10 protein-coding genes and 2 pseudogenes are annotated in these 15677 nt (G+C 65.5%); 4 read left to right on the forward strand and 8 right to left on the reverse strand.

The window, feature by feature from the left end; all coding sequences use genetic code 11:
* Window positions 1-119: 119 nt before the first annotated feature.
* Window positions 120-1316, reverse strand: a complete 1197-nt coding sequence (locus F8D48_RS10480) for a hypothetical protein (protein ID WP_151431892.1) — start codon at window positions 1314-1316, stop codon at window positions 120-122.
* A 56-nt stretch (window positions 1317-1372) separates the two neighbouring features.
* Window positions 1373-1966 (reverse strand): iron-sulfur cluster assembly scaffold protein, encoded by a 594-nt coding sequence (locus F8D48_RS10485; protein ID WP_151431894.1) that lies wholly within the window; start codon window positions 1964-1966, stop codon window positions 1373-1375.
* A 234-nt stretch (window positions 1967-2200) separates the two neighbouring features.
* Here F8D48_RS10485 and F8D48_RS10490 point away from each other — a divergent pair, with 234 nt between their 5' ends.
* Both F8D48_RS10490 and F8D48_RS10495 read left to right on the forward strand, forming a co-directional pair.
* The gene (locus tag F8D48_RS10490; protein ID WP_240806319.1) at window positions 2201-3964 is read left to right on the forward strand and encodes a helix-turn-helix transcriptional regulator; all 1764 of its coding nucleotides are present in this window, start codon (window positions 2201-2203) and stop codon (window positions 3962-3964) included.
* Between the two features lie 96 nt (window positions 3965-4060).
* Window positions 4061-4273 (forward strand): hypothetical protein, encoded by a 213-nt coding sequence (locus tag F8D48_RS10495; RefSeq protein WP_151431896.1) that lies wholly within the window; start codon window positions 4061-4063, stop codon window positions 4271-4273.
* A gap of 127 nt (window positions 4274-4400) precedes the next feature.
* Here the strand turns inward: F8D48_RS10495 and F8D48_RS10500 are convergent, their stop codons facing one another.
* The 3 genes from F8D48_RS10500 to F8D48_RS10510 form a co-directional block, all read right to left on the reverse strand.
* Complete coding sequence (locus F8D48_RS10500) at window positions 4401-5582, reverse strand: pyridoxal phosphate-dependent aminotransferase (RefSeq protein WP_151431898.1); 1182 nt, start codon at window positions 5580-5582, stop codon at window positions 4401-4403.
* A gap of 54 nt (window positions 5583-5636) precedes the next feature.
* Window positions 5637-7028, reverse strand: coding sequence for a hypothetical protein (locus F8D48_RS10505; protein ID WP_151431900.1), 1392 nt, complete (start codon window positions 7026-7028; stop codon window positions 5637-5639).
* A gap of 461 nt (window positions 7029-7489) precedes the next feature.
* Window positions 7490-7933, reverse strand: a complete 444-nt coding sequence (locus tag F8D48_RS10510; RefSeq protein WP_151431902.1) for a helix-turn-helix transcriptional regulator — start codon at window positions 7931-7933, stop codon at window positions 7490-7492.
* Window positions 7934-8010: 77 nt separating this feature from the next.
* Here F8D48_RS10510 and F8D48_RS10515 point away from each other — a divergent pair.
* Window positions 8011-8271, forward strand: a pseudogene (locus tag F8D48_RS10515) (cytochrome c3 family protein); the annotation flags it as partial.
* 139 nt (window positions 8272-8410) lie between these two features.
* Here F8D48_RS10515 and F8D48_RS10520 read toward each other — a convergent pair.
* The gene (locus tag F8D48_RS10520) at window positions 8411-9511 is read right to left on the reverse strand and encodes an RNA polymerase sigma factor (RefSeq protein ID WP_170272804.1); all 1101 of its coding nucleotides are present in this window, start codon (window positions 9509-9511) and stop codon (window positions 8411-8413) included.
* Window positions 9512-10077: 566 nt separating this feature from the next.
* On the opposite strand from F8D48_RS10520, the gene F8D48_RS10525 reads away from it, so the two are divergent.
* Window positions 10078-13428: a hypothetical protein gene (locus tag F8D48_RS10525; RefSeq protein ID WP_151431908.1), complete on the forward strand. Its 3351-nt coding sequence runs from the start codon at window positions 10078-10080 to the stop codon at window positions 13426-13428.
* Window positions 13429-13723: 295 nt separating this feature from the next.
* On the opposite strand, the gene F8D48_RS10530 is transcribed toward F8D48_RS10525, so the two are convergent.
* On the reverse strand, window positions 13724-15073 hold the full coding sequence (locus F8D48_RS10530) for an MFS transporter (RefSeq protein ID WP_151431910.1): 1350 nt from the start codon (window positions 15071-15073) through the stop codon (window positions 13724-13726).
* Between the two features lie 220 nt (window positions 15074-15293).
* A pseudogene (locus F8D48_RS10535) lies at window positions 15294-15677 on the reverse strand (serine/threonine protein kinase); the annotation flags it as partial.

Consider the following 15677-nt stretch of genomic DNA (forward strand, 5'->3'; position numbering starts at 1 on the left):
TGTATAAGAGGCGTGCCGGGGGAGATGCTCGCGGGGGGCCGCCGGTGGGGGCTGTCCACGTCTGTCGGAAAAGGGGTGTTTGGTGCTACGCCGAACGCTTGGAGGGAGGCTGCGGCTTCTTAGACGTTGCGAAGGCGCTCGACGGCGTCCCACTCGGCGAGGGCTTCGGCCCGGCGGGAGCCGAGAAAGCGGGTAGAGTAGAAATACACATCGCCATTGGAGGCGCAGGCGCGCTCGATGTCATCGGCACGGCCCTGGGCGCGAGCGTCGGCAAAGGCGGCCTCTACGGCTTCAGCGCCCATAGAGAAGGGCTCGTTGGCCAGACTCGTTCGAGCCATGGGGCGCGGATACACCGCCGACTCCTCGCGCACGCACTCGATGAACGTGGTTACCGGATCGTCCTCGGCAGCGAGGAAGGCCCAGCGGGCGTAAGCATCGGTCATGGCGGAGGCGTCGTAGAGGTAGTAGCTGGAAGCGCCCATGAGCAAGCGAATATGGGCGCAGTCGTAGGGAGACTGGGGGGTTTGCGCAGCTGCGTCCGGGGAGACCCCCTCGGTCGAGTTTTCCGATTGCGGCGCTTCCTCGGCCGATGGAGCCGGGGGCTCTGATTCGCTCGGGCAGCTCACCTCGGTCGGAGCTGCCGGACATTCCGATTCGCTCAGACAGTCCTCGCTTGGCGGAACAGTCCACTGGGCTGTTCCAGTCGCTGCGGAACTCGCTCGGTCGGAACGCCCGACATCTCCTCTACACTCTTCCGTTGTTGGGGAGTCGGCCAGCGACTCCGTTTCGGCCGGCATCTCCTCCTTCGCGGGATTGTCCTTGCGCTTGAAGGGGGAAGCACCGACGCAGCGGCCGTTGGAGGAGGAGAAGGCGGAGTGCACATGCCGGTTCACGGGCCGAACCGCCTGGGCCGACCCCTCCCCTGCCGCTCCGGCACCCTCGGGCACCGGCTCGCCGTGCTCCATGAGCGCCTCGTAGACGGCCATCTCCACGTCCTCGGCCGTCATGGCCGGGGGCACGAGGCCAGCCGCTGCCCACTCGCAGGGCCGGCTCAGACGGCTTTTCCGCGATGCCTCGCGCACAGCCTCCAGCACCAGGGCTATGGCCTCATCGCGCCGCTCGTCCTCGGAGACCCCTTCCTTGAAAGGCGATGCGCTCGCATCCTCGCCGAGCGGCACTTCGCCATGGGGCAATTCGGCGGACACGTCCTCGCCGGCGGCCTGGGCCTCGGCCAGAGCAATCACCGCCGCACGAATCTCGTCTTCCTCGCGCACAGCGCTCACCTCCCGCTGGGACGCCCTGCCGGGCAAGGCCATCCCGTTTCCGAAACGTGGGGCGACCTTACCCGGTAGGGTTGCCCCCCTTCGAGTCCCTAATCCTCCAGCAACTTCATCAGCATATCGTTGCGGGTATCGCGCAGGGAGCAATGCTCGCACATCAGGCAATCCACCCCGTAGAGGTCGCAGGGCACCATAGCGTCCAGCTCCTCAAGGCCGGCCCCCTCCCGCACGAGAAAGTCGCCCACCAAGGCCCGCACCGCTTCCACGGAAAATGCCAGCGTGTTCGCCCTGCCCGCGGGCACGCCGCCCACTGCGGCCCGTACCTCGTCGGTCGTCAGCGCCAGCGCCTCCTGGAGGGTGCGCCCCTCGACGAGCGTGCACGTCACGCTGGCGCAGCCGGTCATGGCCAGACAGCCTCGCGTCTTGAACCCCGCCGCCTCAATGACGCGCGTGACCGGATTCACGCGGGCGAACAGACGGAACGCCACCTCTCCGCGCTTCGATTTGCCCACCATGGCCTGGGCGTTGAACCCCTCGGGCCGACCGCCGTTGCGGTAATCGGCCACAATGGACAGCAGCTGCTCGGAGTAGCCGGCCACCTCGTCCATCGACTCGGTCTGATAGGCGTCGGCCGTGCGCAGCAGCACGCGGGTCGGCGGCTCATGGTAGACATCTCGCTCGCTCATAGGGCGACCTCCTTCTCGACAACGCAACGGAAGGCCCGCGGTCACTCATCTCGGCCCTCCCCGGGGTTTATTCCAGCCTACCATGACCTTTTCGCGCAGATTCCCCTCTTTCAGGCGATGTCATTTTGCAAATACGTAACAAGATGGAAGCAGCGACAGAAACCGCCGCGCAAGCACTATCATGGAGTCAACAGGTCATCATTTTCAGGAAGAGAAGGGGGAATCGTGGGCGCGATGCTCGCCGGCCTTATCAGCCGATTCAAGACGTTCTGGCCCATGCTCACCGGCATGGTGTGCGCCCGCACGGCGCTCATCGTGGCCTGCTACGGCAGCTATGCCTCCACCGACGACGGCATCTTCACCGACGGTGCCATGCTCGTCACCTGCCTTCTGTTCGGTCTCACCCTGCTCGTGGCCATCCGATCCCACCGAGTGCTCAACGACACCACGGTCCAGTGGGCCTTCATCGCCAGCACCGTGGGAGCTGCGGCGGCCTCCATGGCCCTTTCGGTCTTGGACGACACCGATGCCGCCCTTGCCTCCACCGCCTTCGTCCTCAGCGTGCTCAGCACCGTCGCGCTGTCCCTGTGCATGTTCTACTGGCTGCGCTGCCTGCGCGGCACCGACGAGGTCACTGCGGCGCTGTTCGTCTTCAGCGCCTTCATCATCAGCGAGGCGCTGGTCTATCCCTTGTCGTTTCTGCCGGTGCGCGGCCAGAACATCATCGGGGCGGCGCTCATCCTAGCCCAGCTCGCCCTATTGGGGCCGGCCGCCCTACGTGACGGACTGGCCGTCGAGCGGCTGCACCGCCGGGCCCGCACCTTCTTCACCTTCGCCCGCAGCCACATCCAGGACACGCGGTTTCTCGTGGCCTGCACCGCCGGCATGGGGCTCCTCAGCTTCGTGGACGGCTTTTTGCGCGGCTACCCCGACGGCTTGCCCATCCCCTTCACCCCGGCCACGCGCCTGGCCTACGCTGCCTGCGCCATCATCCTGTGCGCCCTGCTCGCTATCCTCGTCGTGCGCCGACGCGAGCGCGTCATGACCGTGGGCATCTTCCTCGTCATGGAAAGCCTCGCTGCCGGCTCCCTAATCCTGTTCGGCGCCTTTCCCTTCCAATGGGAAATAGGCGCGGTGCTGGTGAACACCTTGAACGTGATAATCTGCGCCTACTGCTGGTACGTCATCATCGCGTTCACCAGCTTCGGCGACCGCGATCCCTACTACTACGCCATGGGCGGATGGATCATCTGCTTCGGCTCGCGATCGGTCGCCCGCATGGCCCTGCACTTCACCTATCCCCTCACCGGCAACGATCTGCTCATCACCGCGCTCTTAGGCGCCCTCATCCTGTTGTCGGCACAGGTGGTGCTCGTGCAGTTCTTGTTGGCCGAGCATCGCGAGGCTGCCACCCAGGCCGAGGAGCGCGAGGCTCGGGCAGAGGCCGACCTGCAACGGGCGCAGCAGAACGTCGATCGCACCCAGGAAGCCCTTGCGGCGGCCGAAGAGGCCCTCGGTGCCGTCACGCGCAATGCAGCCGAGCACGAGGCGGCCCGGGTAGCCGAGGCCGTGGCCGCCGTGCAGAAGGCAGCCCTCGAAGCGGTAACGGCGGCCCAGGCCCAGCGCTGTATCCGCTGCACCGACGGATGCTCGCCCGAGCACCCCCGCGCCGCCAGCCCGGATGCCCCCGCGCCCGCGGCGGATCCGGGCACCGCCTCCTGCGCCTCGCTTCCTTCGGCAGCCGCCTCCGATGCCGACGGCATCATCAGCGCATCGCTGCGCAAGCGCGTCCGCGCCATGGGCGAGCAGTTCCTCCTGTCCGACCGGGAGGTGGATGTGCTCACCCTGTACGCCCTGGGGCACACCCAGAAGAAGGTGGCCGAAGCGCTCTACATCACCCCCGCCACCGCCCACAGCCACATCAAGCGCATCTACAGCAAGTGCGGCCTGCACTCGCGCCAGGAGATTCTGGAATATCTCACCACCTGGGGCTCTTAAGGGCATTGCCCGTTGCACCGAGCCCGCTTCAGCCCTATGATGCGAACGGCGCGTCGAACATGCCGCGCCCTGCCCGTCCATCGAAAGCGAAGGCCCATGAGCACTCAATCGAATAAGCAATCCAGCAACCCGACGGGCGCGGCCCTCTACCTGCGCTGGCTCGGCATCCTCTGCGCCGTCATGGCCGCCTTCTGCCTCGGCGTATTCATCATCGGATACAAAGATCCCAGCTTCGGCCGCATAGCCACCTTCATAGCGCTGGCCATCGCCAGCCCCGTCCTGCTCTGGCTCTCCCGACGGCTCCGCTAGCCCTCCAGAACCGCCGAGTGCGGCCCCCTCGCGAAAGCCGCGCTCGCCATCTTTCGGCGGCCGCCCCATTCCTTACGGCAGCCGCGCCCGTTGTTTTCGACGCCCCGCCTCCGGGGCGCAGCAACCCCTACCCCTCGTAGCTCGCCTTCAAGGCGGCGAACGCCGTCATCGAGCGCTCGATGACGTCGCGGGCGATGCAGTAGGACAGGCGCACCCAGCCGCCCACGCCGAAGCTGTCCGAGGGCACGATGAGCAGCTCGAACCGCTTCGCCCGCTCCGAGAAAGCGGCCGCATCCTCCTCCAGCGCCCGCACCCACAGGTAGAAGGCGCCGTCGGGCTCCACGTACTCGTAGCCCAGAGCGGCAAGCCCCTCGGTCAGCAGGCGCCGGTTCTCGGCGTAGGCTGCCACATCCGAGGGCTCGTTCACGCAGCGGGCGGCCACGCGCTGGAGCATGACCGGAGCACACACATAGCCCAGGGCCCGGCCGGCGCCGGCCACGGCCACGGTCACCTCATCGCCGTCGGGGGCGGAATCGGACACATACACCCACCCGATGCGCTCGCCCGGCAGCGACAGCGATTTGGAATAGGAGTAGCACACGATGGTGCGCTCGTACACCGACGGCACCCAGGGCACGCAGGCCCCGTAGGCAATCTCGCGGTAGGGCTCGTCGCTAATGAGGTACAGGGGCCGGTCCAGCTCCGCCTCTTTCTCCCGCAACAGATCAGCCAGGGCCTCCAGGCTCTCCCGCGTGTACACGGCGCCCACAGGATTGTTCGGCGTGTTGATGATGACGGCGCTCGTGCGCGGCCCGATGGCCGCGGCCAACGCCTCGATGTCCGGCTGGAAGCTCGGCTGGGCCGCCGGCACTTCCACAATGACGCAGCCCGCCGCCTCGATCCACGTGCGATACTCGGGGAAGTACGGCGCGATGACCACCACCTCATCACCCGGTTCGGTCACCGCCGCAATGGAGGCGGCCAAAGCCGCCGCCGCGCCGGCCGTCAGGTACACATGGGCCGCCGTGGCCGGCACGCCGTAGCGCTCGGCAATGGAGGCGGCCACCGCCGCGCGCACCTCGGGCAGGCCCGCAGCCGGCGAGTAGGCGTGCAGCGCCACCGGATCGCCCCCCAAAAGCTCCAGCAGCGTATCCCGCACCAGGGCAGGCGCCGGCACCGAGGGGTTGCCGATGGAGAAGTCGAACACGTTCTCCGCCCCGATCTCGGCCTTGCGGGCAAGCCCGTAGGCGAACAGCTCGCGAATGGCGCTCGGCTCGTCGCCGAGCCCGTACATCTTCTCGTTAATCATGGCGCTTCCTTTCCCTCTGCACGGTGCCCGCAACGGCTCTTCTGTGCTTTCCCCTCAGGATACTACAACGGCCCCACTCCCCAGCGTCGCCTCCGCCGAGTCGACCACCGCGGCCCCCAGCTGGACGATCTTGCCCTGCAGGTCGGGGTGTGCCCGGAAGACGAAGGCCCGGCCCTCCTGCTCGCGCACCAGATAGCCCTCCCGCTCCAGACCGAGGAAGTCGGCCCGGGCCGTGCCGTAGGCGATGCGGAAGGTGCGCTGGTGCGGCGCGATGCGCAAAATGGCTCCCGGCTCGCGGCACAGCGCCGCCAGAATGGACTTCTGCCGTGGGTTGATATGGGACTCGAAGATGCGCTCGATCTGCTCGTTGAGCTGCTCCAGATAGGTGATGGACACGGCCAGGCGCTCCAGCTCCCGCAGGTACAGACGCAGGTTCAGCTCGAAGTAGGGGGTGAAATCGAAACCGAAGCCGTAATCAGTGGACCAGTGCTCGAACACCGCCTGATGGCGACGGGCGTCCACCGGCGCATCGGGCAGGCTCGGGTCGAAGCCCTCGGGCAGCCAGCTGAGCACTGGCAGGCCCCACTTCAGGGCCAGGATGTTCCGCAGCAGCAGGCCCACGAGCACGTTCAGCTGCGGCAGCACGTTGAAGTAGCGGAAGAACCAGGTGATGTTGATGATGCGCAGCACGGGGCCGAAGCGCATGTCGTCGCCCACCTCCCGGGCCCGAGTGCAGACGAGATCCATGAGCACCTGGGACTGCGGCGGGGGCAGCTGCGGATCCAAGGGCGCCAGCACGCGCTCGGGCAGCTCGTCCACGTCGACCCCCTCGATCAGCCCGTAGTAGAGATTCTCAATGAGCCCGTGGGTCACCTCGCGCCGGGCCAGATTGTCGCATTCGTTGGAGAGCCAGAAGTAGTTGGCGATGAGCTGATCGACCGAGTTGGCCGGAGCGGCGCCGGTGAACAGTTCGTGCACGCGATCCTCGTCGGCCACGATGCCCTCGGCGAGCAGACCACCCACCAGAGTGCGCTCAATGAACCGGGTGACGAAGGGAGAGCCCTGCATCTCGCGCAGGGAGCGCTCAAGGGACGAGTCCACCTTCGAGCGCACCTCCAGCATCTCGGAATTGAACGAGAGAGAGCTCGTGGTGACCATCCACATGTCCACCTCGCGCTCGGGATCTTCGGGAATGTAGACCGCCGCCTGCTTGCGGATAGAGAAGAGGATGCGCCACATATCCTCTTTGGAGTATCCGGCGGGCAGCTCGAAGCGGTCCAGGTCGTCGAACAGCAGAATGCCCACATCCACCGCCGTGCGCAGCTCGTAGAACACCGGATGGCTCATGAACGCCACCACGTCATCGACGGCCAACTGCGGGCGCTCGGCGGCGTTCTCCGCAGCCGCCCCACCCCTCGCTTCTCTGTCTTTCGATCCTCGAACCATGGAAACCCCCTCGGGATAGCCGCAGCCCCTTGCTCGCGTCATGGCCCATATTATCAAAGCTCACTGATGCTATGAACAATTATTGACAAAGTAAATATTAGATTCTGCTTCTACTGCTATCAATTTCTGTCTTAGCTACTACTATTTTCTATCCAAATTATTATTAGAAATTTAGATATTGATAATAGAGCCGAGGAACCCTATAGTTAAGCCATCGAAAGCACCGAATCCAAGGAGGCCCACCATGAGCGACTGGCCCGTCATCATCCGCTAACATCCGGGCGTTAACCGCCCCCGCACATCCTGCGGTCGCCCTACCCGCAGGCCCTCTGAGGTAAGAACCCCGCTGCAGCCCTCATTTCGGCAGCGGGGTTTCTTGCACCTTGCAGGGGTTCTCCCGTAGCGCCCTTCGCGCCCTGGCGACCACGACGCCCTGTTGCGCCTCAGGACCCGAACATCTCTTATGCGGACGGTTCGAAATCCTCCACCAGATCGATGAGCTCCTGTTGGGAATGCACCCCCAACTTCGCATAGATATTCTTCGTGTGGAACCGGGCCGTGTTCAGCGAGATGACCAGCCTCTCTCGGATAACCCCCACCGTGCGTCCCTGGGCAAGCAGCGCAAACACCTCGCTCTCGCGCGGGGTGAGCCCGAAGATGGCCACGAACAGCAAGTGACCCGTCGGCAGAAACGACTGGGGGTGCGCCACGGCCATCTCGGCCTGAGGCTCGGAGCATGCGGTCTCGCGCAGCGGACGGGCAACAAGCGACCGCACGCAGAGGGAGAGCACCGCGAAGCAGATAGCGTTGGCGATCACGGCGGCCGTCGGCGCCAGAACGCTCGCCCACGGCTGCAGCAGATAGACACCCAGGCGCGCGCCCATGGCCACGATAGGGCGCCGCATGGGTCACCGGCAACTACGGCTTCCCCCTCGTCGAGCGCACGGCCAGCGAGCTCACCGAGGCATCGGGTCGCCAGGCCGACGAACTGTGCCTGAACGAGAGCTGCCACAACCTCACCCGCGACGACCTCTACGAGCTTACGGCCGACATGGGCACCTACAACTCCCACTGGGCCCACCACGAGGAGCTTGAATGCACCACCTGTCACAAGGCCCATCGCGCCTCGGTCATGTACTGCACCCAGTGCCACGCCCAGGCCGAAGTGCCCGAGGGCTGGCTGTCCATGGCCGAGTCCAACAACCTCCCCGGCGTGAAGGCCCCGGCAGAGGCCGCCCAGTAGTCCCGCACCCCGGCCGACCATCCCTCCTCCCAGCGAAGAGGCCCCCGCAAGTAAACTGCGGGGACCTCTTCGAAACTCGCCGAAGCCCATGAGCGCCAGAAGAGCACCCCCCCCCCGCTTTGCGCAAGGCGGAACCAGGCTAGAACGCGTCGGGGGTTACGGCAGCAGCAAGGGTTCCCACCGATTGGTTGCCGACCGCATCGCGAGCGTGCAGCTCGTAGGTGCCGGTGGGGAGCTCCAGATGCCAGAGGGTTTCGGCGGCAGAGGGAGCGCTCTCGGAGGCCGCCCGCTCCGGAGCAGCTTCGAAGCGCTGGCCGTCAGCGGCGAGGCAGTACACTTCGACCACGGCAGATTCGTCGGCAAGTCGCAAGACGGTCACGCCATCGCGAACGTCGCTCTCCACCAGCACGGGACCTTGGGTGTCGGCAACGGCGGGCTGGGCCAAGGGAGCAGGCTGCTCGAAGATCACTTCGGGACGCGGCGCCCCTGCGGCGAACAGCACGGCGCCCACAGCCAGCAGCACGGCCGCGACACCCACCAGCTTCGTCGCCCCATCCCGGCCCCGTCGCGACGGCACGCGCGCGCAGCGCAGCCATCCGTCGGGAGCCCGATCGACCTCCACCGCCTGCTCCAGCAGCGCCGAGAACGCCGGCGCCAGCGGCAGCAGACCCATCTTGCGCCGCAGCGTAGCCAGCGCCCGGTTCAAGATGCGCTTTACCGTGGCCCGCGACACTGCGAGCGAGGCCGCGATCTCGTCCAGCTTCATGTCCTGGTAGTAGCGCATCAGCACCGCATCGCGCTCCTGGTCGGTTAGCTCCTCGCGCAGGGCCCGCGCCAATCGCGCCGCCTCGTCGCGCTCGTCGGCCCGCTGGGCCGGGTCGGCCGCCGCCGGCGCCACCACCGCACGCTCGGCGCCAGCCGCTTCCAGCATCTCGTCTTCGGTGGGCAGCGGCATCTTACTGGTGCCCTGCCGTTTGAAATGGCGCTTGCACAAGTTCCGTGCCGTGGCATTCAGATAGCCCACGAAGGCGGCGGGCTCGATGGCATCCAGGTTGCTCCACGCCACCAGGTACAGCTCCTGCAGGATGTCCGGCGCCGCTTCCCGCCCCACCCGGCCCACGATGGCGAAATACTGCATCTGGGCCGTGCGCAGGTACAACTCGTGGAACGCGCGCCGATCGCCAGCCTGGGCCGCGCGCACCAGTGTCGCCACATCCCGTCGTCGCCCTGCCTCGCGCACTGCCGCCCCCTTCGCCACGCCATCTTCGCCACATCCATCACGGGCTCCCGCCGAAACGGAGTCGCCCCGCCCAACTCGCCGCGCATTATAGCGCATCGCCGAGCGTCCGATGCAATCCGAGAACCAAACCGCCCTTTTGCGACAGCGCAGCCGGCAAAAGGGGCTCAAATGGCGAGTTTGGTTCCCCTTCGGATACCAAAGGAGCGTTTTGAGCCAAACGCGACCTGGGCTTTTGCCGCCAACGATACCAAACCGACGTTTTCAGGGGAACCAAACCCCTTGTTTCTGACACCAGAAGCGAATACCCTGGCGCAAACGAGGGATTTGGTTCCCAAGTCTCTTGCGGGCCCTCTTGCTGGAAGCAGCACGACCCCGATACCGCAAGAAAGCATGCGTCACGGCAGAGCACTCCCTCGATCCCATGCCGCGAAGAAGTCGCCAGCGATGAAAAATACCGAACTTTTTGAGCCATTTTCCCCAACAGGTTGATTAACCCTCAGGATTTTTGTCTATTCACCCGTTCCGCCCCCTCGGGGGAAGCACGGAACCTGCACAAGGAGGCAATCATGACCTGGGGAAAGAGAAGGGAAGCAGCCGCTACGCGGAGCGGCGCACCACTAGCGCAGGGCCGCAGGCCCGCAACCGCCGCCGTCGCACGCCTCGGCCACCGCGCCCTGGCTGCCACCCTGGCCGCCCTGCTCGCGGTGGCCCTGCTGCCGGCCCTGCCCGCAACCGAGGGCGTCGCGCCGCGCACCGCCGAGGCCCTCACAGGCACCACAGACTACTCGAAGGTCCTGAAAGCCACCAACCTCTTCGGCGAGCCGGCGCTTATCCAAGGATCCACCATGCGCATGGCCTCGACCCTCGATGATAGCCACTACACCAACTACGGCGCCTGGGGAAGTGCCACGGGTTTCGTATCAACCGACAAGATTTCGCTTCTTCATAACTGGGAGATTCGCTTCAGCGGACGATTGCCCATCGGATTCTCTTATCAAAATATTGATAGAATCATGATGAAATTCGCCCCTGGATTCATCCGGGGACCCGAGCTAAGCTCCTCATCGGGCTACGCATGGAACTACAAGACCGAATGGCGCTCGTCCACCAGTTCAACCGCCACCACCATATACTTATGCGAAATAGTCAACGGCATGGAGAAAGATGCACCTAAAAATCCGCCAAGTGCGCCCCTGGGGAAACAGCAAATGTCGTTCGCCTACAATGCGCGCACCGATCGGGCCACATTGAAGGTGGGGAGCTCCACGCTCGATGTCCCCAGCGTGAGGACAAATCTCGGAACAAGCGCCTATCTTTATTTTGTTGGAATCATCGAGTGGACCACCAGCGCTGGCGCGCCCCAGCCATCGGCTCCCGCCAACTTACAGCTCGAGGCCACCTTCGACTCCATGACGCTGCCCAACCTCGATCCCGAGATCTCGGACATCACGCTATACCGCTACAACGACGCCACCGACGCCTACGACATCCTCGTCGGCGAGGACGACGTGCTCGAGCGCGACGAGGTGGTCCAGGCGCGCTGCACCATCCGCAATCGCAACACGGCGGCATCGGCTGGCGGTTACAGCGAGCAGTTCGGCATGCACCTGAAGCTGGCCGACACCGAAGCCAACCCCACCCGGGGCATCGAGCCCTTCGCCGACAGCACCCACCCCCTTCAGGTGAACGGCTCCACCGTGGCCACGGCGGCGGGCCCCAACACGCTTTCCGGTGCCAACGGCGTGCCCATCACCCTCACCGGCAACCAGGCGGTCAACGTCACCTACTACGCCCGCGTGAACCAAGCCGGCGGCCAAGCCGTCACCGTCAGCCACGAGCTGGTGGAGGACTCGTTCCAAGGCAGCCAGTTCAAGACCGTGGAGCTTTTGGCCGAGCAGCCCCTGAAGCCGGCGCCCGACGACGTGGACCCCGACGATCCCGCCTCCGGCGCAGGCAAGGACTTCCACTACACGCGCCTGCCCCGGGCAAACGAGAACGGGTGGAACAACAGCGCCACCTCGCCCGTGCGCGTGACGTTCTACGCCGGCGACTTCGACCGCTTCACCGTAGCGGCAGCCGACGGAACCGCCCTCGGCGAGCTGGGCGACCGCGAGGCGTGGGTACGCGCCGACGACACCGACGGGCTGCCGATCACCCTGCAAGCGTCCAGCGCGTCGGGCGCCGTGTCCAGCAAGGGCACCGATACCATCCGCATCGATACCCAGGCACCGACGCTTTCCTGGGACGCGGACGCGAACACGCTGACCGCCAGCGACGAGGCCGCGGCCGGCTCGGGCAAGGCCACCTCGGGCGTGTGGAAGGTACGCCAGGTGAAGGCCGACGGCCGGCCCCTGACTGCCGAGAACGTGACACCCGCAAGCGCCGGCGCTACTGCATTCGGAGCCGAGGGCGACAACACTGCGGCATCTCCGGCGACCGAGGGAACCGAATGGGCCTTCACGCTCGCCGACGGAAAGGGCAATGCCCGGGAGACTCTTCCCGCCGTGCAGCCCGGCTTCTACGTGGCAGAAGACGCCGCCGGCAACGTGAGCGCCCCCTTCGAAGTGAGAGACCCCAGTATCGACCCGGGCCCCGACGGCCCGGATGGCCCCGACAATCCCGACGGACCCGATGGCCCCGGCGACCCGGGCCCCGGCGACCCGGATGGCCCCGACAATCCTGGCAATCCTGGTACGGGAGATCCCGACAACCCCGTCAAGCCCGACCCCGATAAGCCCGACATGCCGGGCCCGGGCGATACCGATCCTAATCCCGGCCCGAACCCCGGCCCCACGGCGCCCACCTTCCCCACGATCACCCCGAAGCCCGACGGCTCTGGTGCCACGGCACCTGAGCCGCTCACGCCCACCGAGGTGGTCACCGACTCCTCATCGGGCCTCACCCATGCGGTGATCCACGATGAGCTGGCGCTGCCCACTTCGTCGAAACCCGTCACACCCGACATGATGGCCCAACTTATTGACGAGCGCTACGTGGTGGGCACGGGTCTCACCGACCGCACCATTAGCCGCAGCCCCGTACGCCTCTTCGACAGCGCGGGCAATCCCGCAGAGGCCATCGACCGCAGCCGGCCCGGCACCTGGATTGCCGAGCAGACCTTCACCGACGCCGCCGGCAACACCACCACCCTGCGCCTGACCATCACCGTGCGCGACGACACGGCCGACGGCACGCTGGGGGCCGGAACGGCCGACGGCGGGGGCGCGAGCGGCAAGGGCAGCGCTGCCAGCGGCCATCGCACCGCCCTGGCGAACCACATCAGCCAGCTGCCCCAGACCGGCGGCATCCTGGGGGCGTGCCCCCTGCATATCCTGTTCGCCCTCATGGTGCTGATGGCCTCGGCCTACAGTCTCGGCCGTCTGCGCCAGCGCCGTCAAGTCCCATGCGAGAGCGAATGCGAGCAGCGCGAGGGCGCAGCTGCGGACAGCGGTTGGCCCAATGCCCCCTGGCTGCAAGCCGGTGACGGCGGCAGCGATGCCGCAGCGCAAAACGACACCGAAGCGGCAGGGTTGCTTTGCGCAGCCGATGGCAGCGGCATACTGCAGAACCGTGTCGCCGCCCAGCTTTCCGACCCCATCCCCACTGTCACAGCGCAGGATGGCTCCGATGATGCGGGGCTTGCGTACGACGGCGGCATCACCAGCCCGCAGGGCGATGCTGGCAACCGTGCTGCTCGCTTTACCCTTTTCGATGGCACAGTGCTGGGAGCCATCATGTTGTGCGCCATCGCCCTGGGCACGCTCGGTTTCTGCCCCGTCGATCCGTTCTTCGCCGGAGCTACGGCGCTCGTCGCCCTCTTCTGGACCTGGCGCCTCACCCGCACCCCGCGCTACCCGAAGACCGTCACGGAGCCACCACAGCGCCGCCTCGAGCAGGACGGCGCCCTCAGGGGATAGGGCGCCACTTTCCCCATCGTTCCCGGGCGCCCTGCGAAAACTTGGCGATCCCCATCCAAGCCACCGGGGCTACCGGGACACATCCGGCCCATCCCCGACTCCCTGCCCCTCGGCTGGCAGGCTTCAGCCCGTCCCCGCAGGCCTCGCAGCCTTCCCCTGCGGCGCGCTAGCCATCCCCGCGGCCCGTCGGTCATCCCGTACACAAAGGGACCCCGCAATGCGGGGTCCCTTGCCAGCCAGCCAATCTCGCATAACCACGGTACCGCAGGCTTTCCCGCCAACGGCGCCGAAAAGCCTACTTCACGTCGTCGAGCTTCTTGCCGGAATGATCGTGGGTCATGAGCATGGCGACAAGCGCGATAACCGCGATGGCCACCATGTACCAGGCCGGAGCGATGGCATTGCCCGTCGCATCGATCAACCAGAACGAGATGAACGAGGCCGAGCCGCCGAAGATGGCGTTGGCCAGGTTGAAACTGAGCGCGAAACCGGAATAGCGCACGTCGGTCGGGAACGTCTCGGTCAGGTAGCTGGCCAGTGTGCCGTCGTTGATGGTCAGCACCAGGCACATCACCAGCTCCACTACAAGAATCACACCGAAATTCATCGTGCCAAGCAACATGAAGGCCGGCACTGTGAGCACGATGAAGCCCACGCAGGCGCCGACGAGCATCTTCTTGCGCCCGAACTTGTCGGAAATGCGCCCGGACAGGAAGATGAAGGCAATGTAGACGATCAGCACGATGGTGGTGATGATAGAAGCCTCGCTCGCCGGGTAGTTCAGCGTCGTCTCCAAATAGTTCGGCAGATAGGTGAGCACGGCGTAGAAGCCCACGGCGTTCAGTACGCAGGCGCCGAAGGAGATGATCAGCACCTTGAAGTGCTTCTTGAACAGGGTACGGATGGGGTGCTCCACCTTCTCGCCCATTTCCTTCATGCGATCCTGCATCTGGGCGTACACCGGGGAATCCTCCAGATGCGTACGGATGTAGTGAGTAATATAGCCCAGCGGCAGTGCCAGCCAGAACGGAATGCGCCAGCCCCAGTCCACCACGAAGGCAGAATCGGCGCCCCACACCGAGAACATGAACGTGGCCAGAAGCGACCCGACCAGCAGACCCGTGGCCGTGGAGGCCGGCACCATGGAGCAATAGAAGCCTCGATGATTGTGCGGGGCGTACTCCGCGATAAACGTGGCCGCACCAGCGTACTCGCCAGCCGCCGAGAACGACTGCACCATGCGCAGCAGCAACAGCAGCAAAGGCGCGCCCACGCCCAGCACGGCATAGCCCGGCAGGCAGCCGATGAGGAACGTAGCGCCGCTCATGAGCAGGATAGACACCGACAGTGCCCACTTGCGGCCCTTCTTGTCGCCCATGTTGCCCCAAAAGATTGCGCCGATCGGGCGCACGAGGAACGAGAGGGCGAACACACCGAAGGTCATCATCACGGCTACCGTATGATCGTCGTCGGGGAAGAACACCAACGCGATAACAGTGGCAAGGTAGGAGTAGCTCGCGTAATCGAACCACTCGATGAAGTTACCGAGGAAGGAAGACCCCGTTACCTTGCGCAGAACGGCGTGCTTCTCCGCCTCGGTAGCCTCGGCGTAGGTGGTGCTCTTCACGGGAGTTGTGCTACTCATGGGAATCACCCGCCCCTTCGGGTGTCACGTAGAAAGCGGTCATGGCTTCTCCTTTCAATAATGCCCTGACTTAGCTTTACACCTTACCACATCAGGCCTTTTGTGCAGACGAGAAAATCCAATTACGCAAGTGCACAATTTTTTGAAAAGACTCCTAACAAAAAGGAACCCGCCGAAGCGGGTTCCTTGCAAACGCTCTCGCGCAGAGGTAATGCGAAACTTACTTCCACATCTCGGGGCGCACGAGGGTGGGATCCTCGACGCGGTTCGGGAAGTAGTCGAGGCACTCGCCCTCGCGGTAGACGTCGGCGGTGGAGCAGTGCAGGCCGCCGCCGAACGGGTAGGCGTCGCGCAGGTCGCAGGGGATGACGTTCATGCCCAGCTTGTCCATCTGCTCCTGCTGGTGCACCTCGGAGGCCTCCACGATGACGGTCTTCGGGTCGAGGACCAGGCAGTTCATGGACAGCCACACGGAGGAGTAGCACAGCGCCGGCGGCTCGGTGTGGGCCGGGTCGGCGGCCTCGACGATCTGCCAGTCGTTGGCCTCGAAGATGGCGCGCTGCGGCTCGGGCAGCGGGCGGTGCGGGTTGTTGATGATCAGGCC

Origin of the sequence: Adlercreutzia muris, assembly GCF_008831045.1 — a bacterium.
GTDB classification, from domain to species: Bacteria; Actinomycetota; Coriobacteriia; order Coriobacteriales; family Eggerthellaceae; genus Adlercreutzia; species Adlercreutzia muris.